Raw genomic sequence first — 23,575 nt, 5'->3', positions numbered from 1 at the left:
AATAATCGAGTTGGAAATTAGCCGAGATTGGATAGCAATAAGCTACCAGAAGAAGAACGTTTTATGATAGTTGTGCATCATCTTAACAACTCGCGATCGCAGCGTGTGCTGTGGCTGCTTGAGGAATTAGGTATCGAATACGAGATCAAATTCTATGAACGCGATGCAAAAACGATGCTAGCACCGGAATCGCTGCGTCAAGTCCATCCCCTTGGCAAATCACCAGTGATAACAGATGCAGACCTCACGGTTGCTGAGTCAGGCGCGATCGTCGAATACCTCGTTAATCGCTACGGTAATGGTCGCCTAGTTCCGGCATCCGATACACCAGAGCATCTGCGCTATATATATTGGCTGCATTACGCCGAAGGCTCTGCAATGCCACCTCTGGTAATGCGGCTGATATTGAACAATTTTGGTGCAGGCGAGAGCAGCGTGGTTAGCGGATTCGTCGCGCCCCAGATCAAACTTCACTTTGATTACATAGAAAGTGAACTGCGTAAAAATACGTGGTTTACGGGCGAGGAATTTACCGCCGCCGATATCCAAATGAGCTTTCCCTTGGAAGTAGTCGCTACCCTCCCTGAAGAGGTTGAGAGCCGACCAAAGCTCAAAGAATTTATCGAGCGCATTCATGCGCGACCTGCTTACAAACGCGCCCTTGAGCGTGGAGGCAAATACGAGGTATCCTTTCAATAACAGAATTTATGCAAACAATAGCCGAAACCTAGATTTTCAGGCAGGGGCAATTCATGTAGACGCAAAGCGTTTGCAAAAATCTATGCAACATCATGAATTGAGTAGACCTCTTGCAAGAAGTCTAGTGTAGGGGTGTACATCTGTACGCCCCTACCAATGTATTTACCGTATTGGGGTGGTTAGGACTGAATTAATTCGCCAATTTAAAAATATTCGCTGTCACTCCCAGACTTTCTTCAAAAAGTGACTCCCGGCCCCAGCGTTGCACCTGCTGACTCAGCAAAGCCTCTGCCTTTTGTTCTGAAAGTGAAGTTACCTGTTGAAACAGACCGGCGGATTGAGCGCCACCGTGGGTTTCCATCCGCATACAACCACCAGTTTCCGAGCAGATAACTGTACCACAGTCTGCCTGGAGATTTGTCGAACTGAGGCGCAGGGCAATCAAGTCACCAACAATATCGCCCACATCAGCAACCGGAACTCCTGCTAACTCTGCTTCTACTTGTCGTTGCTCTTGAGCAATAAAACGGATGCGAGTGATGTCGTAATCACCGCTTTCCTTTTCATAAGAAACTGGCTGCCATTGCAACCGACTTGCCAGCCAACCCAAAAACAACAAAGCTTGGGCGGGATTGCCTTTTTCGTAATCAATCGTAACGCGGTCAATTTCTTTGAGGGCGGCGCGACGGTTAGGTGAGTCGTAAGCTTCAGCTGTCAATTCCTGCCATGATGCGAGGCGACGCCAGTTCAAGTCAGCTAAAGGTACACCCGTTTCTACCAACTCTTGTAGGTGGAGTAAATCACTTTCTGGCTCGTTGAAGTTGCAAGAATCTACAATCACATTATTGCAGACTGCTGCTAGGCGCTTAAATAGACCGTTGTTAGGGTCTGGTGTTGCCTTCCACCAGAGAAACTTTGGCAAGCCGCCAATCAACAAGGCCGGAATCATACCACCGATGCGTTCTAAAGCAGCAGCAGTTCCACTGAGAGTGATGTATTCGCAGCAGATAAGTGTGCTTGACGATTGCTTTTGGATGGGGCAATAGGCAGAAACTTGAGCCTTAACCCCTTCATCTTCGCCAGCAATGGGAAATAGCGCAATGATGCGGCAGGGGTTGCGGAGAGCAATTTCATCGGCAATTCTGGGGCTACCGCTACTTAACCCAGCAGCAGGATGTTCTCCTCCAGACCCGTTTCGCTGGCCTTTAGCGAATTCTTCTCGTAATATAGTCAGAGTTTCTGGTGTTGCTGTTCCAGTTTCTGGCAGACTATGTTTCTTTTGGAATTCCCGCAATGCTGCCACCATCTGTGGCCCTAAAATCCCATCAATTGGGCCGTTGTAAAATCCCAAAGCAGCCAACAAATACTGAGTTTCTTCTGGTTCGTAGACCACTAAGGTAAATGTTGTTGCCCTAGTAGCACTGGGAAGTCCACCGTCCTCGCCAGTAATACCGTAACTTTGCCAAATCTGATTGAGTTCGGCATCTATTTCGTTAAGCGAAATATCTTTCGGTGCCTGGAGTGAGAAAATTGTAGAAGCTTGGAGAGCCATAGTAGTTTTAGATTTGTCATTTATCATTCGTCATTCATCATTTGTCATTTGTCATTCGTCATTTGTTTTTACTAGTGACTAATGACTAATGACTAATGACTAATATTAGAGTCTGCGCCAGCGACGGCCATCCTGGTTAATTAAGAGTTCTGCTTGTTCTGGTTCCCAAGTACCGGCTTCGTACTGGGGAATAGTATTTGGATCAGCGGGTGCATCCCAAACGGAAAGGGCTGGTGTTACTACCTGCCAAGCTGCTTCTACTTCATCCGCTCGTGTAAACAATGTTTGATCGCCCATCATACAATCAAGGAATAGGCGATCGTAGGCATCGGATGTTGCTTGGATGCCAAAGGAACCATAACTAAAGTCCATGTCAACGGAACGGGTGCGGAATTCTGCCCCCGGCATTTTGACATCAAAACGCAGGGAAATACCTTCATTTGGCTGAATCCGCATCGTCAAAATGTTGGCGTTTGTCTGTTGGGCAGCAGATTGGAACATCCGAGATGGAACTTCGCGGAAGTGAATGGCAATCTCACTTACTTTTTTCGGCATCCGCTTTCCGGTACGCAAGTAGAAAGGAACACCTTTCCAGCGCCAGTTATCTACCAAAAACTTCATCGCTACATAAGTGGGTGTGGTGGAGTTGGGGTCAACGCCTGGTTCTGTCCGATACCCTGGCACTGCTTGACCCTTCATCCAGCCAGCACTGTATTGCCCACGTACTGCTGACCGCGACAGATTGTGAACATCAGCTAAACGAGTAGCTTGGAGTACCTTCACTTTTTCTGTACGGATGCTATCGGCATCCATTGCGTTGGGTGCTTCCATCGCCGTTAAACAGTAAAGTTGCATGAGGTGATTTTGCAACATATCCCGCAGTGCGCCGGCGCTTTCATAATAACCAGCCCGGTCTTCCACACCTACGGTTTCTGCTACGGTAATTTGTACGTGGTCAACAAATTGACGATTCCATAAGGGTTCAAAAATCGCATTGGCAAAGCGAAACACCAGCAAATTCTGGACTGTTTCTTTACCTAAATAGTGGTCAATACGGTATACTTGGTGCTCTTTGCAATATTTTTGTACCACTTGGTTAAGACTTTGGGCAGAAGCCAAATCCCGACCAAAGGGTTTCTCGATTACTAGACGATGTTTGTAGGGATCTTCTAGCATCCCGCCGCTTCCTAGCTGCTTTATCGCTTCGGGAAAGAATGAAGGGGCAACTGAGAGGTAGAACATACGATTACCTCGCGTGCCCCGTTTTTCGTCTAATTCACTCAATAAGGTTTTTAGTTTCTTGTAGCCTTCGGGGTTGTCTATATCCCCAGGACTGTAGAACAGTCCTTGAGAGAAGTCTTGCCAAAGTTCCCCTAAATCGACATCAGGATGTGCCTCTTCCATGCCCTTCTGCATTTGTTCACGGAAGTATTCATGGCTCCACTCTCGACGCGCTACGCCGACAATGGTAGTTTCTGGCGGAATACGCCGTTCTCGCCGCAATTTGTAAAGTGCTGGCACTAGTTTGCGCCAGGTGAGATCACCAGAAGCGCCAAAGATAACTATAATCTGGGGTTCGGGCATCCCTTGTTGTTGCAGACCAACGCGCAAGGGATTTTCTAGCAGACTAACCATAGGAATTTTGGATTTTGGATTTTGGGTTTTGGATTAGGTATGGGGATGGGGGATTGGGCATGGGGCATGGGGGATTGGGCATGGGGCATGGGGGATTGGGCATGGGGCATTGGCTATTCCCCTTGTCTCCCTCATCTCCCTCACTCCCCACTCCCCACTCCCTACTCCCCAGCCCTTACACTGGTGACAATACCTTGATCTTCTCTTCTAAAGAGTTCATCAAGGACTGGAAGGGCTGAATGAACTTGTCAATACCTTCATCTAACAGTTCATCCATTACGGCATTAAGATCAACGTTGATGTCGGGATCTTTGAGGTTTTCGATCAGCGTGTAAGCATTATCTACATTTGTTTCTAAGCGATCGCCTACGTTACAATGATCGGCACAAGCTTTTATCGTCGCTGGTGGTACGGTGTTAACAGTATCTCGCCCAATCAATTCTTCGATATACATCACGTCGTTGTAGTGGGGGTCTTTGGTGCTGGTACTAGCCCAAAGTAGGCGTTGTACTGTGGCCCCTTTTTCCGCCAAGGCTTTCCAGCGATCGCTCTCGATAATTTTCTTGTATTCCTGGTAGGCAATCTTGGCGTTAGCGATCGCTACTTTTCCTTTAACCTCTCGTAGCTTTGCTTCCACAGAAATATCATCAACGCCTTTTTTCAACTTAGCATCTATTTTGGCATCAATGTTGCTATCAATCCGGCTGAGGAAGAAGCTGGCGACTGAAGCAATTTTACTGATGTCCTTGCCCTCAGCCAGCCGTTTTTCTAAGCCACGAATATAAGCCCAAGCTGTGTTTACGTAGCTTTCTACAGAAAACAGCAACGTGATATTAACATTCATCCCTTCGGCTATTACCTGCTCCACTGCTGGCAAACCAGGTTCTGTACCGGGAATTTTAATCATCAGATTTTCCCGACCAATTTCTTGGAAATACCGCCGGGCTTCGGTTATTGTTGCTTCAGTATCATGGGCGATAGTTGGTGGTACTTCAATACTCACATAACCATCTAGTCTATTCGAGGCTTCATAAACAGGGCGTAAAATATCACAAGCATTACGGATATCTGCAAAAACTAGCGATTCGTAAATTTTGTCTGTGGGTAAGTTAGCACGAACTCCGGCTTCGATATCGGCATCATAAATGACATTACCAGCGATCGCTTTCTCAAAAATAGCTGGGTTAGAGGTAATCCCGGAGATACCTTGATTTTCAACCATGTCTTTGAGTTCGCCTGATTGAATAATGTCACGGCTCAAATTATCCATCCAGATACTTTGACCGTATTGATTAATTTCTAGTAGATGATTGGTAGACATAGCTCTAATTCGTTTCACTCCTGTATAGTGATGTTTCTAAATAAGTTGGCAAAATCCATCAAAATTTGATGCTTACTTTTGAATTGTGGCGTTGCCAATCGCTTATCGCATCGGCCAGCTGAGATAATCTTTAATACATCTTCAAGAAGTGCTATTCTGCATCGCCAATCTTAAATCACCATGATTAACTTTTAATTAATGCCAGATGCTAGACGCATCCTTGATCCTTTTATTACCGTCTTCTAGTGCAGCATGGCAAAAATAACTATCCAGTTGAAAAAGCTTTATTTACTCCTAGATTGTGCCTTTTTACACTGGTTAAGGTCGGCAGAAATAAACTTACCATTTCACTACAGCCAGAAAGCCGGAAATTAAAGCCTATTATCTTTTGACTTTTGACTTTCTCGTAGGGGTTGACTAGTGTCCGTTTTGAATAAAAGACTCTACTTTTGCTACATCTTCTTTGCTACCAATAATCAAAGGTGTGCGCTGATGCAGTTTTTTGGGCACAACATCCAAAATATCCATCAGTCCTGTAGTAGCACGACCCCCTGCTTGCTCAATCAAAAAGGCGAGAGGAGCGGTTTCATAAAGCAAGCGCAGTTTTCCTTCTGGGTTTTGAATTGTGCCTGGGTAGAGAAACACGCCGCCTTGAACTAAAATTCTATGGATGTCGCTCACCATTGCGCCGCTATAACGAGCGCTGTAGCCTTCTGTGCGATGAACGTAGCGGATGTATTCTCGAATTGATTCTTCCCACTGCCAGAAGTTACCTTCGTTTACACTATAAACAGACCCGTGGTTAGGAATGCGAATATTTTCTTCTGTGAGAATAAATTCCCCTAAGCTGGGATCAAGGACAAAGGAATGAACGCCCTTACCTATAGTATAAACCAGCATCGTGCAGGGGCCATACAGAATGTATCCAGCAGCAAGCTGCTTACGACCGTTGGTAAGGAGGTCGGTTGCCTTACCATCGCTATCAGTTCCTTCTTGTTGGCGAATGGCGAAAATGGAACCTAAGCTGAGATTATTATCAGTGTTGGATGAACCATCGATTGGGTCATACAGCAGAGTATAGCGACCAATAGGACAATTTTCCGGGATATAGTAGGGTTTTTCCATTTCCTCAGAAGCTAGGCGACACACTAAGCCGCTTTGCTTAAAAACTGAGATAAACACATCATTGGCATAGACATCCATCTTTTTGACGGATTCTCCTTGGACATTAACTTCCCCAGTAAATCCGAGAACGCCTTCCATTAAACCAGCGCGACTCATGCGACGAGCAACCAGTTTGCCGGCCAAAGCGATGCGATTCATCAGCGCACTTAAATCCTGTGCATCTGGCGAAAAACTCTGAAGTTGCTGTAAGACGTGACGTGATAAGGTTGTACAATCACGATCTAAGGATTTGTCTGTAATTTCATTGATAGACGATTCAATAGAATCTGGCGCTTTAGCCATTTTTATGTTCTCCGCAGCCACTAGCTGTTAATTGGGTTTTAATCGTGTATGGCAACTTATGGTTGCTGCTTCTATCTTAGAAAGGTAATTTGATAACTTGGATGCGACTTTAGATAAACTAAAGAAATGAATTTTCAGTGACCCCTGCATTCAGAGCCTAGGTACGTAGTAAGTCGTCTAAGACATCACCAGTATTGAGTAATTGCTTACCTAAATCAAGCGAATACAGAAGGTAATAAAGGTAGCTAAATCACTGACTATTATTTGTAACCAAAGCTATTCTGAAGTTATAGGAAAACAGGTATTAAGTAGCTAGGCGTAAATAAATTAAAGTTTGTAGTAAGGACTTTAGTCCTTTAGTTTTATATGTAGGGTGTGTTCTTGCGTAGCATAATGCACTTAGACCTACGTATATTTTGGAGTGGTTTTAAAAATCAAATATGAGTCTAGGCGATCGCAATGAACCAATTTCTCTTATATAAAATCTGGACAGGTACCATTGTACTTACACCTTGTTTAAATGTATTTTTGCAAGCGTAAATCTAAGTAAGTTGTGATAACATAAAGAGTCTTGGGCGATTAGCACAGGGGTAGCGCACATCCTTCACACGGATGGGGTCACTGGTTCAAATCCAGTATCGCCCACTTAGTAATATGAAAGGTTTCAGCAAACTAACTGTGATTTAAAACATAACTTTGCTGCAACGGCAACTTTATGGTTGAAAAGCGTTATATTTTGTTGATTTTACTAACCTAATCAATCCGACGATCGGGTTAATGAATCAATTGGTATCTCTGGATCAATCTCAATCACGGTAATCTTGGCATTCTCCACCACCGTATTTCCCATGATTGTATTGTGCATTGCCTCAAACTTCGATTCTTCCTCAGCAATGCGTTCGTAGTGCAGAATTACATGGTAATGTTTGGCAATTGGTTCTCCAGTGTCTGATCGCTCTACCGTGTCCCAATCTATATTTTGTCGTTCTTCCGCTATTCGGCGATACTCATCGGCAAGTTGTTCTAAGGCGATGGCGATCGCGTGTTCCTTGGTTTGACCATAGCGCTGTATATCCTCTCTGGTAAAATCGTTTAGAGACGGTGACATTTGACAAACATACTGTCCATTGTTTTGAGGCAGCACTGCGATCGTAATAGTTCCAGTTATGCGATCGGGGTTCATGTCAGTCATAATTAAACGTGCTTAAAGATTTAGGATAATATGCTCATGTCTAAACTGTAAGTATAGACGCAAAGCGGCTTGTCGTCAGACATCGCTCTATTCGGATGTTGCACGTTTACGTTTTTCCATTTCGGCGATCGGTAATAACAAGATTTCCTCAATTTCCTCTCTTAAATCATTACTCGAGACACAACTAGAATTTAAACAATTTACTAACAACGTGTTAGCGTTGTAATATTTTTCAAGTTTTTCTTTTTGCTCAACATCAAATCCCCAATCATGACAGATATTACAATATTTGTTTACAATATGTATAATTTTGTTTGTTGAACTCCAAAGGAATTTGTAGCCAGGGTTATATATGCCTTTAGCTCTTCTTTCATACGTTGCTTTATATCTTGAGGGAAGGCATGTCTTTCGTAATATCTCCCTGAGTTCAGGAGCCAGTTCACTATCGAGGGTGTAGGCAAAAATATAATTTGTACCAACACTAAGAAGCAAATCAAAAAATAAAGGCTTATCGAGATTCATGAGATGTTGCACTAGATCGGCATCAATATCAATCGTAAGATAGTGCGGAATCCTGAAATCAAGACTATGAGACAGGTGGCAATACATAAGATCGCCATCAATTTTAAATTTAAAGTAAAAACATAGTTCGAGACTAAAGTAGAAAGAGCGAATAGCAACTGATTTGTATGATGCTTTCACAGATGTAGATTTATTGTTTAACCATTCCAAAAATTTCTGTATTCTGTCGTCATAAGCTACAATTGAACAAATGTTTTTTATCATTAACTTAAGTAATGAATCTGCATTAGGCGATGTTTCCATTATTAACAAATAAACTTCACGCCAATCTTTTTTGGTAATTTGTTTGCCTAAGCTATTCCAATCCTTTTGTTTGCAAAAATATTTTGCAGCTAGGTACTCTTGAAAGGTTAGATGCGAAAATGACCAAATCTTCTGCGATCGCTCAATCAATAACCCATGCTAAGACTCGATCGCCCTCAACACTGCTCGACTATTTCGCCGCTCAATTCCCAAAAACTCTGCTATGTAACCCTCAATTTCTTCCTGCTCAAATAACACATACTGCGGTTGCTCAAACTTTTTCACTGCCAGATAACTAAGTAATTCGAGCTTCCGTTCCAGCGATAAATCTCGGTAAATCTCATCTCGCTCAATCTCCCGTGACTTGTCCCACTGCTCTAGTAGTAGCTCTAAACCTTCCTCATAGAGCTTGGAACGCTTTGAGTAAAACTTGCCAGTTTGGTGAAATACAGCACAGGTCAAACTTAGCAAAATCGGTGTGATTGCTAAATCCCGAATTGGTTTATTCGTTTCTAGAAAAAGCTGATTTAGGAACTCATGTGACCGTTTTAGTCCTGCTGACTCATCCTGTATGACTGCCTTGAACCAATGCTCGGCAAACGATCGCACCTGCACTTGATTAAAATCTGCCACTTCCACGAAGCTAAAACGCAGGGATTTCCAATCCACCTCTCCTGTAAAGCTTTGCGTTCGACAAGTTACAATTACCTGCAACTGCGGATAGCTACGAGCAAACTGCTTAATTTGCTTAGTAATGTTTTTACCATCTTCCCCTGTGACTTCATCTAACCCGTCTAACAATAGTAATGCGCGGCCTTGATTGAAAATCAAATTAATTTCTGCATTTGATAACTGCCAGCACCGCTCAAAATAACACTTAAAAGAATAGGCAAACTTACGTCCATCATCTACAAACTCTCGCAGTTTAATCAAGACTGGAATTCGGTGTGTTTGTAAATTGCCAACGTTGCATTCCGAAACTACTCGCTGCAAATAAGTGGTCTTCCCTGAACCTGGTTTACCTACGACTATGAGATTCGTATTCTTCGCCAGCACCTCCAGTCCTGAAACCCGTTGCCGTTCTCTGCCTAAGCCAATGCGATCCAAACTGCGATCGCCTGAATACTCCTGCATCCCTGTTGTGAAGTCTTGCCACAGGTCATCCAGTTCTGATTTATTACTACTGCTCAGTTCCTCCAGGATGTTCACATCCACAAACAAATCACCTAAAGGAACCCAGTGATCTACTCCCCATAAAGGCATCGTGCTATGTAATCGCTGGATAAGCTGTTCCACATTTAGTTTGCAATAGCAGCATTACCTTTATTTTTAATTTTTCTTCCCCATCTAATTATTAACTCTCCCTGATTTAACAACCTATTTAATAAGTTTTTCACAAGGTGCAGGTAATAAGCTAGGTGATACAGAAGTGCGGGTTTCTAATATTATGAATCACCTTGGCAAAGCAGTACCTGAAACTGTACGTCAGTTGTATAACATGGAACAAGTACCTCAAAATGATATGACTGGAGGGGATTTTGTAATTGCCAAGCTTCTTGGTGGTAAAGGTTTACCCAATAAAGGATGGGAGGAAATGAAGCCTGAAGTGACGCAAAAGATTAATAAAATTGCTGATAACATGACCCAATACGCACAACAAATCAATAACATTAATGAAGCTAATGGTAGTCATTTTCGTAATGTCATTAACAAAAGCTAACTTGTGTGGTGAGAATAAGGATGAAAAATGCTCACACCAGATGAATTGAAGGTTATTGTTGAAAAACTGGCAGCAGGCATTGCCACAAATGAGGAAATTGAAATCTTACGCAAAGCAGATGGTGATAGCGAAAAGATAATACTTCAAATTGCCCAGAATATCACTAATGTTAGCCACGCCTCAAATAGTCAGTTTGGTGATCGCATTATCAACGATACATCTACACAAATAAGTCAACCTACAGTATATTGCTCATATTTGGGAATTTAATTTATCTGATAAAAAATTAATAGAAGTCTACTGTTATGCCAACAAGCTATTGGTGGAGTGTCTCAACAACAATTGTACAGTTAGCCAAGCAGTAAAATCGGAGATAGAAGAAACATTATTATTACCACTCTCAGAAATCCAAAAGTGCAAACTTGAAAAATGAAGCTTTCATTCTTGCTTAAACTAAGGTGTGATTGCCCAGCGCATCTATAGAGCGATCGCCTATTATAAAAGCAGAAATATTGAGATTGCACTATTCCCTATTCACCTTGATCAAATTTTGTTTGCATCGGATCATCCATTGGTGGATGCCGGCCGATTTCTTTATCAGCTTCACGAATATTGATAACCCGTTCCCGGTTCAAGGTTAATGCGGTGACTGTCGCTCGTCCCACATCTGTCAAACCCACAATTAAAAGCCCATCGGCAGACCAAATAAAATGCTCGCTCCAGTTATACTGTCGGGGGTTAAATAATGAAACTTCTTCTCCAGATAGAGGGTCAGTTGCTGTCAGCCGATTCGTCTTCCTGCGATTGCAGTGAAAGCAAGCCAACGCAAGATTTTCCAAATTATTTGTTCCCCTCAATGACAACGGCATAATATGGTCTACTGTGAACTGTACATATTGCCATTGTTCAGAGGCATGGCAATACTCACATAGGTAATTAGCGCGTTGACGTACTTGCTTTTGAATCGATTCAGGAATTTTGCTACGAGAGGACACAATTTACGATGCTGGCTGAGTTGGAGCAAAAGACAAATTACGCATTGTGCGATTGACAAAGCTTAAGTAATCATCAATTTCTTCGTAGCAATCAAGTTCTTGTTCTTCTTCTGCACTGAGTGAAGTTTCTTGCTGTTTTGCCAATAGTTCTTCAACGCGACTTTGAACACTGCTGGATGCTCTAAAAACTGGAATACCTTCCTCTAAATCAATCCGAACTGCGCCATCAATGGGTAGGTTTGTTGGCAGACAATATAGTTTCGGTGGTTGAGAAATGCTCATTGCAGTGCCAGAAAGTTAATCGATGAGTCGTTTAATTGTAGCCCAAAGGTGCGATCAAACTACTTATTTAAGCGTTGTGACCAAATTGTATAGCCAAAAACATTTTTGGCGTAACAAATTACCTTAATATCTAAGTAAACTGGTGATACAGAGAACACTAACACCAGTACAGCCATTTGGAGGTAGTTTGAACGCAGCTAGCAAAATAGACGCTATTCTCAGTGCTTGGTTCGACTACATTGCTTTAGATGATTACAGTAACGCCAGAGTTGAAACCAACAGCGATAAAGTCAAACAGCGTGGTATAAAGCTAGTACGTGACCATTTATTAATTGAGCAAGCTACGTTTTCAGAATTACAACAAAAAGTTAATCAAAGGCAAAATACTCCACAAGAGGTAGTATGGGTTTTATCATTTCCCCAAGTTTTAGATGTAGAAAAGGGAAAATCTTATCTTTGTCCTCTATTTAGCTTAGACGTTACATCTATCCTCAAGGGAGAGTATCAAGCACAAGGGTGGAACTTAGATAGCTTAATACTGATAGAAGCTGGAGACAATTTAGCCACCTTTCTTGGACTGGATGATGAGCAGTGTGAAAAATTGATTACTAAAGATGGGTTACAAAGGTTTCTTGAAACGACTTTTGGGCTAACATTTGGTAGCTATCAAGATTGGATGGAGCAGGTTGATATACCTCGTCGCTCCCGTAATCAAATTCAACGTCATCCTTACTTATTTGAGTTTACAGGAGGCAGATTTACTGGTAGTCTACGGGCAGATTTGAAAGATATTAAATCAAGCTCGCAAAATTGGTCAAAAGGACATCCAGCCTTTGAATATTTGTTTGGTGAGCCTCAGTTTGCAAAAGACGAAGTTATTTACATGGGAGCTTTCCCAACCCATGCACCAACTAATTCGCAATCAAAAGCACTCAAACACGCTCAAAATCGCAGGAATTTCTGATTCAGCAAGCACTTCATAAGAAATCTAACACAAAACAAACTCTAGAACTTTATTGCAGTCTTCTTTCGGGAACTTGGAAGTTGAAATATAAGATTGCAGAAAACTTAGATGAGCATATTAAATCTCTCAGCTTAATTTTTCCGGTAATCACTTGTACATTGCTTTCAATCCGTAAAATGATTCCGTGGATTGAGGAATGTGTTGACCGCACAATTGTAGACGAAGCGGGAATGATTGACCAGCATAAGACTTTTCCGTTATTAGTGCAATCGCGCAAAGCTATTATTGTTGGTGATCCTCTACAAATTGAACCTATTATTACTCTCAGTGATCAAAGACGCGAGAACTATCGTCAAATAGCGTTTCTTAATAGAGGATTAACTGAAATTGATTATCATCGTTATAGTCCAGAAGAGGAGTATACGGCGACTACCTATCATCGTGCTGCTGGCGCAAGTGGAGAAGGAGAAGATAAGGGTAAAGGAATTCGTTTGAAGGAGCATTACCGTTGTCAGCCGAGTATTATTCAATATTGCAATGTGATTACTGACTATGATTTAGAAATAAAAACAATACCAGTCAATTCTTTAGTAGAGTCACACTTAATTGCTTACGATGTTGAGGGTAATATCCGCAATAATGTTAATGAAGTAGAAATTACTGCTGTATGTGAAATAATTGAGCATTTATGTAAACAAGGTTACTCATTAGAAGATATAGGTGTTATTTCACCCTTTAAGGTTCATGCAGCTGCATTGAGAGAACGATTAATAAAAAAGTTTCCTAAATTAAATCTAAAATCTGTTGGAACAATTCACACCTTTCAAGGTTCTGAAAAGAAAGTAATTATCTTATCTACAAAAGTATGCCGACCACAAGATAATGTTTATTGGATTAACAAACGCCCAAATCTTTTGAATGTTGCTGTATCAAGAGCAAAAGAACTATTTATTTTGGTGGGTAATCTTTACAGGCTAGAAAAAGGAAATCTGACTCGTCAACTTGTTGAACATATTCGAGAGCATGGAGTTATCTTAGAATATAAATCTGAGGCTGAAATTCCCCAGTCCGAGCCAGGAACTATTCCAGTCTATGATTGTGAACATCTAAAAATTTTTAGAGAAGCTATCGACCAAGTAGAGGAAGAATTGATAATTGTCACGCCTTGGATTAGAGGAAATGAATCAAAATTGTTTGCTAAAGATGTTGTTTCAGTTTTAGAAAGAGGAGTTAAAGTAATAGTAGTTTACGGAAATAAAGGAAATGAAGATAACGATTATAATGATGCCACAACTGAGAATAATCTGAAAGATTTATTATCACAATATTCAGGTTCACAATTAATTCGTTTGGGAGAAGGATTACATATAGAAAGTAGGGGAACAAATGCAAGAATTTTAGTTTATGATACAAAGCTTGCTGTCATAGGAAGTTGGAATTGGCTTTCTCATCTTTACAGAAAGCAATGTAGTAGAACATCATTAAATATCAAGCCTCAAATTCGGCGAGAGACAAGTATACAGTTTTCTGATTCATCATCTATTGAAAATATAAAAGCAAGCATTAATCAACTAATTACACCTTAATTAAGAGAGTTTAGATTAAAGAACAGGCAATCCTGAATCCAAATTCCTTGTCTCTAGTGGTTGCAGCTTCAGAAAAGCGAAATGTAGAACGACACAAATTTGAACGAGACCCCCAAGAACCACCACGCAAAATCCTATATTCCTCATTTCCGTCATCTACCCATGCACTACCATCTAATGGTGCGCCTTGATAGTCATCGTGTTGATAATCAGCGCACCACTCCCAGACATTAGCGTGCATATCATATAAACCAAAATCATTAGCTGAAAAACTACCAACTTCGGTCGTATATTGGCGATCACTGCCATTAATATTGGTATTTTGACTGCAATAATTAGCTAAATTATTTGTGATGATTTTACCAAAATGGAATGGGGTTGAAGTTCTCGCACGACAAGCATATTCCCACTCAGCTTCACTGGGTAAGCGATATCGTCTTCCTGTCTTCTGCGACAGTCGCTCACAAAACTCCCGTGCATCATACCAGGAAACTCCCTCTACAGGTAAATTATCGCCTTTAAAATAGGATGGGTCAGGGTTAAGGTCTCGATCAATTTTTGGCTGGTTTGCAATAAGCTTCCACTGTAGCTGAGTAATAGGATACCTCCCTAAAAAGAAAGGTTGTATAGTAACTAAATGCTGGGGACGTTCATCCTCTTGAGATCCTTCTTCATATTGCGATGCACCCATTGAAAATTTACCACCCGGAATGGAAACCATTTCCAGTACAACACCATTTCCCAAATTTTCTATCAAACACTCAGCCTGTTTATGGTAACGCTTTGTTTCTTTTCCTTTATGATCTACAGTTACCACTTCAAACTCAAAACTATTAAGCTCTGGTAGTGGTGGACTTATTTGCTTTTGTGGATTAGTGTTGACTAAAAACTTCTCACTTGTGCTTTGAGGAGAAAAATTAGACGGAATCGAAAGTGGGCTTTTCTGGAGGGCTTGTTGTAACTGTCGGAGAATCGTCTTTGTTTCTTCGTCTATACCTTGGTAGGTGATGCGATCGCCAATATGAATATCGTTTCCTTCAGCAAGGTTAACAATGTAATTTGCTAACTGCACCTGACTTTGACCATTAACTGTCCTTAGACATTGCCGTAACAAATTAATATCGTTTTCATTTCTACTACCGTCCAGAATACGGTCAAGTATTTTTACTAACTCATTAGATGTAGGAAACTGTGGCATATTGGCAAACTATTTGTTAGCAGCACTGTTCCCCTCGACAGCACTGCTATAATAGCAAACCGTTCCAATTCCGGCAATCTTACTTATGTTTTAAAGTGTTATTTTTAGGTGCAAACAGGCTTCAAATCCATGTTCAAGAACATCAGCAAACTCTACAGCTGAATCTCCCAGCAAATCTCTCACCACTGTTCTCAGATAGTATTATCTGAGAACGAATTTTGGTAGAATTGCTTAATAACGCCTGTAAATAGACACCTGCGGGTAGTGAAATTATCTTAAGTGTAAATCACAATTTCTCAGAAGCGCCCGCAAAAACTATTATTACTATCAGTAATTCAGCAGAAATTTCGGTGACAGAGTTACCACGAATCTTTGAGAAATTATATCGCATCCCCAATGCAGATATCTGGAATCAAGGTGGTTCGGGATTAGGTTTACCTATAGTACAGAAATTAGTTTAACAACTGCAAGCAAACATTCAAGTAGAAAGTAGTAATGGATGGACAACATTCACTTTTACATTAACTGATTATAGATTTTTGGTTTCTACTATTCATAAAATTTTTGCCACAGATATTTTTGTTGAGGGATACAAATGCACGCTCATATAGCAATTTTCTATATTGCAAAGATTTTTGTAAATGATATGAGATAATTAAATAAAATTATTAAATTTATAAAAATGTCATCAAACATATCTTCCGTACCTCAAGGTTTTAGTACATTTATTACTAATTTGGGAATACGAGACACAACTGATGATTTTGTATTTATTAAATCATCAGTTCCTTGTGTTGCTGATGGAGTCTTCACTCAAAGCCTTTTTGCGGGGCCGAGTGTTACTATTAGCCGCGGTAGCTTAAAAGATTCACAAGCACAAGGAATTGTCGTTATATCTAAAAATGCAAATGTAGCTAATGGTTCTGGTGGTATCGCCGATGCACAAGAAGTTCTACAACTAGTTGCAGATGAAACTGGAATTGCTACACATAATATTGTAATAGCTTCTACAGGTGTAATTGGCAGACGTTACCCGATTGAAAAAATCCGCTCCGGTTTATTAGGATTGGGACAAAAGCTCACTGATGCTGATTTTGATGCCGCAGCCCGTGCTATTATGACCACCGATACAGTATCAAAACTAGCTACACGACAAATAGGAAACGCCAAGCTAGTAGGAATTGCTAAAGGTGTCGGTATGATTGAGCCGAATATGGCTACCCTATTAACTTTCTTTTTTACTGATGCTGCAATCTCTGCAAATAGCCTTCGTTCTATTTTTCGCTCTACTATAGATAAAACCTTCAACTGCCTAAGCGTAGACACTGACACTTCTACTAGTGACTCCGCTGTGATTCTCGCTAATGGTTTGGCTGGTGAAGTTTCTGAATCAGATTTTGCTAGTGCATTGCAAGAAGTTGCACATGAATTGGTGCTGAAAATTGCACGAGATGCTGAAGGTGCTACGAAGATTATTGAAGTGACTGTAGATTCAGCAATTAACTATGCACAAGCTAAAAAAGTAGCTAAAGCAATTGTGAATTCACCATTAGTAAAAACCGTTGTCTATGGAGCAGATCCGAATTGGGGACGAGTTGCTATGGCTATAGGAAAATGTGAGAATGAAAAGCAAATAAATCCCGAAAAAGTTGTTATCAGTTTTGATAATGTGAAAGTTTATCCTGATAGTTTAACTAATGAAAATCTGGAACAGTTGCGGCAAACTATGTCTAAAGATCAAGTAAATATTCATGTTAGCCTTAATATTGGCGAAGCCTCTGCAACTGTATGGGGTTGTGATCTTTCAGAGGGTTATATAGAAATTAATGGCAAATACTCAACTTGATTAAAATAATTTCTAATTAATAATGTAATGCGTTTGGTGATAGTAGGGGGTCACAGCTTGTCATAGGTGTCAAATTAAGCTGAAATCTTCTGACTGTATGAGTTTTACCCTCGCCCCCAGTTTCTTTTCCAATAGTGGAAGAAGGGGTTAGGGAATGAGTCCAACGCAATAACGCAAGCTCTGGCTAACTTCTACCCTAAGTTGACACCAATAGCCCCAATACTTTTCGGTTAAAGGAGAAAGGGAAAGGGTTTAAATTTACTTTCCCCCTTTGCCCTTTAACCTTTTTCCAGGCCAAAAGAGAGATTATTGGGTTTATCCGAAAAGTATTGCCAATAGCCCTAGCTAGAAACGAGGTTTGAAAACAATACAGTTCAGTTAGCGTCAAAAAGCATAAACTGCGTAGGTTGGTTTGTAGCAAGATGCCCGTAGGGGTACGAAGTGAAACCCAACAAACCACCGAAAATGTTGGGGTTCATTCCTTAACCCAAGCGTATTGACTTATGAATTACTTTGTCAAAAAAGTTGACACAGTAGTCTTTTTGTATTACGCTATAATACATAAATAATGAGTTAAATTAAAAAGACTTCCTAACTAGTACAGTATGGAGAAAATAAACTTACCATTTGTACGCAATTAGTTAAATTTACGAAAAAGTTTTTCAAAATCTCCTACTTCACACAAAATAACTCGATTAACGCTGCATAACTAATAAATATGGATTTTGACTATTTTAGAAGTAATGAAGGTACTCCGACAAATAATACCCGGCAAAGCTTGCTTGCTAGCGGTTGGCGACCGTTTAACCGAGAATTAGACTGGGGGTTTTTGTGGCAACTATTGTACAGTGACTCCCGCGAACTAACTCAAAAAAGTTTGAATTTAGCAAGTAATGTTGCTGATATTTTGGGACGGAATAATTATGCTTGGTGGGCTAATTTATTAAGTGTTGTATCTGAAAATACCCGCTACGAAGTTGAAAAGTTTTGGAATTACATCACGCCAGATCCTCAATCACCAGATCATCGCTACAAAGATGTTTTGAGTACGGAAACGCCTATTGTCCAATTTGTCAGTCGTAGTAGCATTCCCATTGATTATGTTCTTAATCGACTGCAAGAAATTACTGTATTGCGAGTTTTAGGTGTATTGGGTAATCCTGACATTATTACCCAGTATCACTCAGAAAGAGACTTTTATTTTCCTATAGATAGATTTATTAGCTGGGAACGCTTAGACGTTATCAATACTGTTTATGCTTACTGGTCGAAGTCTGACGTTTGGTTGCAAATTGATCCTTACGATCGCGGACGACGACAATATACTTTAATGGCGAAAAATCTCGCGCCACTAATTAACAAAGCAACTTACGACTTAGCAGTGATGCTGAGTGGATATCAAAGTCGTGTAGGCAAAGTTCATAGTCAATTTAACATTCGGACATTTCCCGCAGACATACAAAACTTTACAGATTCTGTACAGCAAGCGATTCTTAATCAAAACCAGTTAGCAGTTGTTGTGCATGGGCAACCAGGTACTGGTAAAACAGTCTGGACACAGGCAGTAGCAAAAGAAATTCTTGTACCTTTAGGGTATGTAATTTTTATTTTAGATCATGATGCGATCGCTAACTTTGTCCCACCGACTTACATAGAGCGTATTTGTATAGTTATTAACGAAGCTGATAATTTAGCGCAAAATCGTGCTTCTGAGGTAGCGCAATATAATAACAAAACCGAACACATTCTCAGTTTGCTGGATGGCACTTTGTATCAGAGTGTAATTGATGACTCTGGTATTCAGATGCAGCAAAGGTTAGTTGTCTTGATGACTTGCAACACCACTGAAAGATTAGATCCAGCCATGTTACGTAAAGGTAGGGTGGATTTAATATATGAGTTTACGCAACTATTTATATAAAGGAGGCAGAGGACAGGAGGAATACTGGTTTTCTTGTTGAATTAGACTACTCTCCATCTCAGTCTTAATCTAAATAAAAATTGCTGTAAATTTACTTTCACCAGAGTTGCACCTGTCTTTGCGATACGAGCTGATGTTCTTTGCGCCAAGCCTGGGGAGGTAAACCGTGATGTTGGCGAAACTGGCGGGAGAAATGAGACACATCCTGATAGCCCAATTCTTTCGCTATCTTCTCGACTGTCTGATTATTATTTTGCAGTAAAAAACGAGCTCCCGCCATCCGGCGTTTGACAATCCAGCAGTTTACAGTTTCTCCTGTCTGCCTTGCTACTCGGTTAGTTAGATAAGCCGGTGAGTAACCAACGGCAACAGCCACATCACACAAAGTAATTCCTTGATGATAATGGGCTTCGATAAAGTCGAAAACTTCTTTCAATTGGGGAATGGACGGAAAAATTGATTTAGAAGGAATCCTGGCATCTCTGTCAGGGGGTTCTCTATTAGGGGCTTCTTTATCAGCGACTACGGCAACACCTCCAGCGATCGCTGTAGTATTATGATCTGCAAAGGCTGATTTTGGAGCTTTCTCGAATTGAATAGAACATAAGTATTGGAGAGTCGCTTGCTTTTCTAAGCGAATTGCGATCGCTCTGAGCAATTCGTCTAGTGTAGAGGGTTTAGTAAGATAGTCATCAGCTCCTAATTCCATAGCTTTGCGAACATCTGCTTTGGTACTACTACCAGTCAGAAAAATGAAGGGAATAATTGCTGTAGTAGGATCTTGGCGTAGCCTTGCTAAAACGCCATAACCATCCATATCGGGCATCGTGATATCGCAAATCACTAAGTTGGGTATATACTCTTGTGCTTGCTGGATGCCTGCAAGACCATTGTCAGCGCCTATTGTATCAAAACCTTTAGCCTTAAGACCTTTTAAATAAAGATCGCGGGTAACGTTATCATCTTCAATCACGAGAATTTTATTTGAGGATTTAGACATCATTTTCTATTACTATAGATTTTTACAGAAGCTGATTACTAAACTCTTTGGTGAGTATCTAAATAGGCATAAGATAAATTACCTCGTTCCGGTAGTTATCATTGTTAGTTAATTAACAACTATCTGGATTTAAACATTCATAACTTGGAACCGATTTACTCTGATTTTATTAATGGCAGGATTACCGTAAACGTACTGCCTACACCAAGTTTACTTTCTACAGAAACTTGACCGTGATGTAAATCTACAAGGGTTTTAAGAATCGATAATCCTAGTCCAGTACCAGGTATATGATCAATATTACTTCCACGGTAAAATGGCTCAAATATTCTTTGTTGATCTACTAATGAAACACCGATTCCCATGTCTTTTACCTGGAAAGTTAACTTATCATTTTGGCAATATAATTTCAACTCAATTGCCATTTCTGAGGGAGAGTACTTTCTTGCATTATCTAGCAAATTCTTCAATATAGGCTCTAAGAGTTTTTTATCTATACAGGCTGTTATAGACTTATCTTGAGTTACGAAATTGATTGGCTTTTGGCTAACGCTCATCTGCATTTGTGCAACTAAATCATGACAAAACTGAACTAATTCAAGCGGTTTCGGCTCAAAGTTTAATTTTGCTGCTTCTGCCTTAGAGAAGAACAAAATATCATCCAACATCAGGCTCAGTTGTTCGGTTGCTTTTTGAATGTGATCGAGTAATGGTTGTATTTTTTTCTGTGTACGTTTGTCTACCTCTTCTTTCAATAAACTATTAGAAAATGAAACAATATTCAGCGGAGTTCGGAATTGATGGCAAACCATAGACAGAAAACGCGCTCTCAGTTCGCTAAGTTGTTTGGCTTGTTCTAAAGCTTGGTTAAGACCTAATTCTGCATATTTATAATCGGTAATATCGATACCTGCAATCATTTCTACTGGGTTTCCCCCAAAATCCAACCCTCCATCAAGCTTGGCAACTGCACAAGCTAGCCAGCGCTCCGTACCGTTTTTTGTTAAAATATTCATCTCCTGATATTCAAAATTAGCTGCTTCATCTTGCTGACGTATCTGCCTGCGTTTTTTGCTTTTAATCAGTCGGCGAAGATCAAAACCCGTTAGCAGTTCCTGTTTTGTGTAGCCAGTGAGTTTCTCTACCGCTGGATTTATGTAGCAAAGTCGTGTGCCTTGAATCAGAAAAGTGCTGGTATCTGTAGTTTCTGCTAAAGTCCGAAATCTAGTTGCGTTCAGCCGTAATGCTTCTTCAGTCTGTTTCGATTGAGTAATGTCCCAAATACTCCACACTCTACCAATAATTTTGCCTTTGAGCCACTGAGGTTTAGAGTAGTGTGCAAAAACTCTCCCATCTTGCAACTCCAAAATATCGTAGCTCTCGAAATCAGATTGGCTTGATACTTCCCAAATTAGGCGATTAAAGGCATCTGGATCTTTGAGTTGATTCTCAAAAAAGGCTTTGCATCGAGGACATTTCTTAGATAATATTAGGGACTCCGGGATCTGCCACATATCAACAAATTTCTGATTCAAGCTCAGAATATCTCCCTCAAAATTAACTGCAACAATACCAATGGCAGTAGATTCGAGAGTAGAACGAAGCAAAGAAAGAGATGTTTCTAGTTCTATTTCTTTGGCCTTGAGTTGAGAAAATTCCTGTTGCAAATTATCTTTGGCATCCCTTAATTCATTAGTCCACTTTTGCACGCTTAGTTCTACTATTTCATCAGTCTTCTCACGCGCAAAGGCACAGCCAAATTCCATCTCTTTGTATTTGACATAGTTCATGGATATTTCTACTAAAAATATCCGACCTCCTTTTGTCCGGTAGCGAGATTTAAAGGTAACGGAACTCTGTGAGTTAATTTCTGACCAATTGCGTAGAGAAAAGTCTACATCTATATCATGCAGCCTCATGGAAAGTAATTCCTCACGAGAATACTCAGTCATTAGGCAAGTGGCATCGTTGACGTAAAGAAATTGCGCGTTTGCTCCTAAACAGAAAGCAGCATCTACAGCGTGATTAATCAAAAAGTGAGCAAAGTTCATCTCTACTTCTGGTTCTATTACCTTTTGATTGTTTGATCTAGTTAATGTAGGTTCGCCAGAATTCATATTCATACTTGCTCCTGGTAATTAATCAGCGCAATGGCCATTAATGAATTAATAGTCATAATTTACTCAAATTATTGCTGCACTGTCAGGCTGTTAAAATAAGATTAGTTAGTAAGATAGAAAAAATTACTAACGGTGTTAACAAAACTTATCATACCAATAAATAGAAATTTATTGAATTAATTTTTCCTAAAAAAAGTAAATTAATTCAGAGTTTTTTATTGACTTTAATAGCCTTTTATGGCAACAGCAAATTTAGACAAATCAAATTTATATTAGTCAGCAAGACTTCTTAGATAGGAGTTGAAAACTCTTAATCTATTAAGTAGAAAAAATATTTTAAATTTAAACTAGTCCTGCTCCAGAACTAAATATGGTTCACTAACCTAAAATTGCTAGGTTTCGACTGGGGGAAGGTTAAAGTATAAAGATTTTTTATCCTTTAATCTTTCCCGTGCCAAGGGCTTTAGCGAACTACTAGTACAGAACGGTGGAAGTTTGCCTGTCTTTAATCAGTTGCTTGAGCAACTTGTCTGGTTAATTGAGATGGTGGCTGGATTTACGCCGTACTCTCCTAGTCTAAAGTCGTTTGATTTTCAACATAAATGCGATGTGCAGTGCTTGGCTTGACCCAAATGAACAAATTTTAGTCCTCAATTTATTTTCTTAATTTATCTTAACTTACCTTCTCAGGTATCTAACTATAGATGAATATGCTTAGTCATCTGTCGTAAGATGTACATTTGTATTAGAGAAATAAGTGTATTCTACGTATAAATGTATTTATTTTTTTGAAACCAAACATTATATACTTAAACTAAGTACAGTTTATGGACATCATGCAATAAAAAACACTATGCTTGGTATTAATTACTGAATATTTAATCATTTCTCAAAAGAAATATACCGATTTTCATTTACACAAAGTTAAGAAACGATGTCTTTATCGTTACAAACAATTGACTCCAAGAGTCTTTGGTGACAATATAAAGACCGCCAAACTGTGGGGCTTCGGCTTATGCTTTAAATTGGCATAAAAACTTATGTAAGTCCTAAAGCAAAAGAATTGACAAATATATCAAGATATTTTCTATTGTAAGTTTAGTCATATACTGCTGCTGCGATGCCTATGGCGGGCCATGATATCAATCTTTTGAATCGACTAAGCTGGAAATGTCGCAATCACGATTTAAGCGAAAGAATTTACACCCAGATCAAAAGATTTTTCATTGTCAATCAGGTTTTTATCATAGCG

Annotated in this window: 21 protein-coding genes and 1 tRNA gene; 10 read left to right on the top strand and 12 right to left on the bottom strand. The window is 40.1% G+C overall.

The genetic code is table 11. The features are described from left to right. Nucleotides 1-63: 63 nt before the first annotated feature. Nucleotides 64-699, top strand: coding sequence for a glutathione S-transferase family protein (locus H6G97_RS13765; protein WP_190941154.1), 636 nt, complete (start codon nucleotides 64-66; stop codon nucleotides 697-699). 190 nt (nucleotides 700-889) lie between these two features. Here H6G97_RS13765 and opcA read toward each other — a convergent pair whose 3' ends face one another. From opcA to fbp, 4 genes are all read right to left on the bottom strand, one after another. Then, nucleotides 890-2,251 carry a glucose-6-phosphate dehydrogenase assembly protein OpcA gene (opcA, locus tag H6G97_RS13760; RefSeq protein ID WP_190941153.1) on the bottom strand — a complete coding sequence of 454 codons (1,362 nt, stop codon included), beginning with the start codon at nucleotides 2,249-2,251 and terminating at the stop codon, nucleotides 890-892. Between the two features lie 105 nt (nucleotides 2,252-2,356). Further along, a complete protein-coding gene (gene zwf, locus H6G97_RS13755) occupies nucleotides 2,357-3,886 on the bottom strand; it encodes a glucose-6-phosphate dehydrogenase (protein ID WP_190941141.1) in 1,530 nt (509 codons plus the stop codon). A 175-nt stretch (nucleotides 3,887-4,061) separates the two neighbouring features. Next, the gene (gene tal, locus H6G97_RS13750; RefSeq protein ID WP_190941140.1) at nucleotides 4,062-5,207 is read right to left on the bottom strand and encodes a transaldolase; all 1,146 of its coding nucleotides are present in this window, start codon (nucleotides 5,205-5,207) and stop codon (nucleotides 4,062-4,064) included. 417 nt (nucleotides 5,208-5,624) lie between these two features. Then, nucleotides 5,625-6,674, bottom strand: coding sequence for a class 1 fructose-bisphosphatase (gene fbp / locus H6G97_RS13745; protein ID WP_190941139.1), 1,050 nt, complete (start codon nucleotides 6,672-6,674; stop codon nucleotides 5,625-5,627). A 573-nt stretch (nucleotides 6,675-7,247) separates the two neighbouring features. Here fbp and H6G97_RS13740 point away from each other — a divergent pair. Next, nucleotides 7,248-7,319: transfer RNA gene (locus H6G97_RS13740), tRNA-Val, on the top strand. A gap of 112 nt (nucleotides 7,320-7,431) precedes the next feature. Here H6G97_RS13740 and H6G97_RS13735 read toward each other — a convergent pair. The 3 genes from H6G97_RS13735 to H6G97_RS13725 all read right to left on the bottom strand — a co-directional run bounded on the left by H6G97_RS13735 (nucleotide 7,432) and on the right by H6G97_RS13725 (nucleotide 9,987). Then, nucleotides 7,432-7,866: a hypothetical protein gene (locus tag H6G97_RS13735; protein ID WP_190941138.1), complete on the bottom strand. Its 435-nt coding sequence runs from the start codon at nucleotides 7,864-7,866 to the stop codon at nucleotides 7,432-7,434. Nucleotides 7,867-7,953: 87 nt separating this feature from the next. Further along, nucleotides 7,954-8,841, bottom strand: a complete 888-nt coding sequence (locus H6G97_RS13730; RefSeq protein ID WP_190941137.1) for an NACHT C-terminal helical domain 2-containing protein — start codon at nucleotides 8,839-8,841, stop codon at nucleotides 7,954-7,956. Between the two features lie 9 nt (nucleotides 8,842-8,850). After that, a complete protein-coding gene (locus tag H6G97_RS13725) occupies nucleotides 8,851-9,987 on the bottom strand; it encodes an NACHT domain-containing protein (protein ID WP_190941136.1) in 1,137 nt (378 codons plus the stop codon). Between the two features lie 133 nt (nucleotides 9,988-10,120). On the opposite strand from H6G97_RS13725, the gene H6G97_RS13720 reads away from it, so the two are divergent. Genes H6G97_RS13720 through H6G97_RS55930 form a run of 3 tightly spaced genes read left to right on the top strand, consistent with a single transcriptional unit; the run spans nucleotide 10,121 to nucleotide 10,844 of the window. After that, nucleotides 10,121-10,411, top strand: a complete 291-nt coding sequence (locus H6G97_RS13720; RefSeq protein WP_190941135.1) for a hypothetical protein — start codon at nucleotides 10,121-10,123, stop codon at nucleotides 10,409-10,411. A 27-nt stretch (nucleotides 10,412-10,438) separates the two neighbouring features. Further along, nucleotides 10,439-10,681 (top strand): hypothetical protein, encoded by a 243-nt coding sequence (locus tag H6G97_RS13715; RefSeq protein WP_190941134.1) that lies wholly within the window; start codon nucleotides 10,439-10,441, stop codon nucleotides 10,679-10,681. Next, a complete protein-coding gene (locus tag H6G97_RS55930; protein ID WP_422394183.1) occupies nucleotides 10,659-10,844 on the top strand; it encodes an NACHT C-terminal helical domain 2-containing protein in 186 nt (61 codons plus the stop codon). Before H6G97_RS13715 ends, H6G97_RS55930 begins: the two co-directional genes overlap by 23 nt. Nucleotides 10,845-10,941: 97 nt before the next feature. Here the strand turns inward: H6G97_RS55930 and H6G97_RS13710 are convergent, their stop codons facing one another. Both H6G97_RS13710 and H6G97_RS13705 read right to left on the bottom strand, forming a co-directional pair. After that, nucleotides 10,942-11,406 carry an HNH endonuclease gene (locus H6G97_RS13710; protein ID WP_190941133.1) on the bottom strand — a complete coding sequence of 155 codons (465 nt, stop codon included), beginning with the start codon at nucleotides 11,404-11,406 and terminating at the stop codon, nucleotides 10,942-10,944. Between the two features lie 3 nt (nucleotides 11,407-11,409). Continuing rightward, nucleotides 11,410-11,688, bottom strand: a complete 279-nt coding sequence (locus tag H6G97_RS13705) for a hypothetical protein (RefSeq protein ID WP_190941132.1) — start codon at nucleotides 11,686-11,688, stop codon at nucleotides 11,410-11,412. A gap of 187 nt (nucleotides 11,689-11,875) precedes the next feature. On the opposite strand from H6G97_RS13705, the gene H6G97_RS52430 reads away from it, so the two are divergent. Both H6G97_RS52430 and H6G97_RS13700 read left to right on the top strand, forming a co-directional pair. Further along, nucleotides 11,876-12,652, top strand: a complete 777-nt coding sequence (locus tag H6G97_RS52430) for a hypothetical protein (protein WP_242054923.1) — start codon at nucleotides 11,876-11,878, stop codon at nucleotides 12,650-12,652. Next, nucleotides 12,610-14,238 (top strand): AAA domain-containing protein, encoded by a 1,629-nt coding sequence (locus H6G97_RS13700; protein ID WP_338421694.1) that lies wholly within the window; start codon nucleotides 12,610-12,612, stop codon nucleotides 14,236-14,238. Before H6G97_RS52430 ends, H6G97_RS13700 begins: the two co-directional genes overlap by 43 nt. Nucleotides 14,239-14,248: 10 nt before the next feature. Here the strand turns inward: H6G97_RS13700 and H6G97_RS13695 are convergent, their stop codons facing one another. Then, complete coding sequence (locus H6G97_RS13695) at nucleotides 14,249-15,436, bottom strand: SUMF1/EgtB/PvdO family nonheme iron enzyme (RefSeq protein WP_190941131.1); 1,188 nt, start codon at nucleotides 15,434-15,436, stop codon at nucleotides 14,249-14,251. A 269-nt stretch (nucleotides 15,437-15,705) separates the two neighbouring features. Here H6G97_RS13695 and H6G97_RS55360 point away from each other — a divergent pair, with 269 nt between their 5' ends. From H6G97_RS55360 to H6G97_RS13685, 3 genes are all read left to right on the top strand, one after another. Further along, nucleotides 15,706-15,897, top strand: a complete 192-nt coding sequence (locus H6G97_RS55360; RefSeq protein WP_338421693.1) for a hypothetical protein — start codon at nucleotides 15,706-15,708, stop codon at nucleotides 15,895-15,897. A 221-nt stretch (nucleotides 15,898-16,118) separates the two neighbouring features. Continuing rightward, entirely contained in the window at nucleotides 16,119-17,282 is a 1,164-nt protein-coding gene (gene argJ / locus H6G97_RS13690) for a bifunctional glutamate N-acetyltransferase/amino-acid acetyltransferase ArgJ (protein WP_190941130.1), read from the top strand. Nucleotides 17,283-18,000: 718 nt separating this feature from the next. Beyond that, complete coding sequence (locus H6G97_RS13685; RefSeq protein ID WP_190941129.1) at nucleotides 18,001-19,203, top strand: AAA family ATPase; 1,203 nt, start codon at nucleotides 18,001-18,003, stop codon at nucleotides 19,201-19,203. 97 nt (nucleotides 19,204-19,300) lie between these two features. Here H6G97_RS13685 and H6G97_RS13680 read toward each other — a convergent pair whose 3' ends face one another. Together H6G97_RS13680 and H6G97_RS13675 are read right to left on the bottom strand one after the other, a co-directional pair. Then, nucleotides 19,301-20,203 carry a response regulator transcription factor gene (locus tag H6G97_RS13680; protein WP_422394182.1) on the bottom strand — a complete coding sequence of 301 codons (903 nt, stop codon included), beginning with the start codon at nucleotides 20,201-20,203 and terminating at the stop codon, nucleotides 19,301-19,303. Between the two features lie 155 nt (nucleotides 20,204-20,358). Further along, a complete protein-coding gene (locus H6G97_RS13675; protein ID WP_338421690.1) occupies nucleotides 20,359-22,326 on the bottom strand; it encodes a scytonemin biosynthesis sensor histidine kinase in 1,968 nt (655 codons plus the stop codon). Nucleotides 22,327-23,575: the final 1,249 nt, after the last annotated feature.

Origin of the sequence: Nostoc flagelliforme FACHB-838, from assembly GCF_014698065.1 — a bacterium.
In the GTDB taxonomy this organism is placed as follows: Bacteria; Cyanobacteriota; Cyanobacteriia; order Cyanobacteriales; family Nostocaceae; genus Nostoc; species Nostoc flagelliforme_B.
The sequence above is the reverse complement of the archived record's forward strand: the minus strand, read 5'-3'. Positions and strand labels throughout refer to the sequence as shown.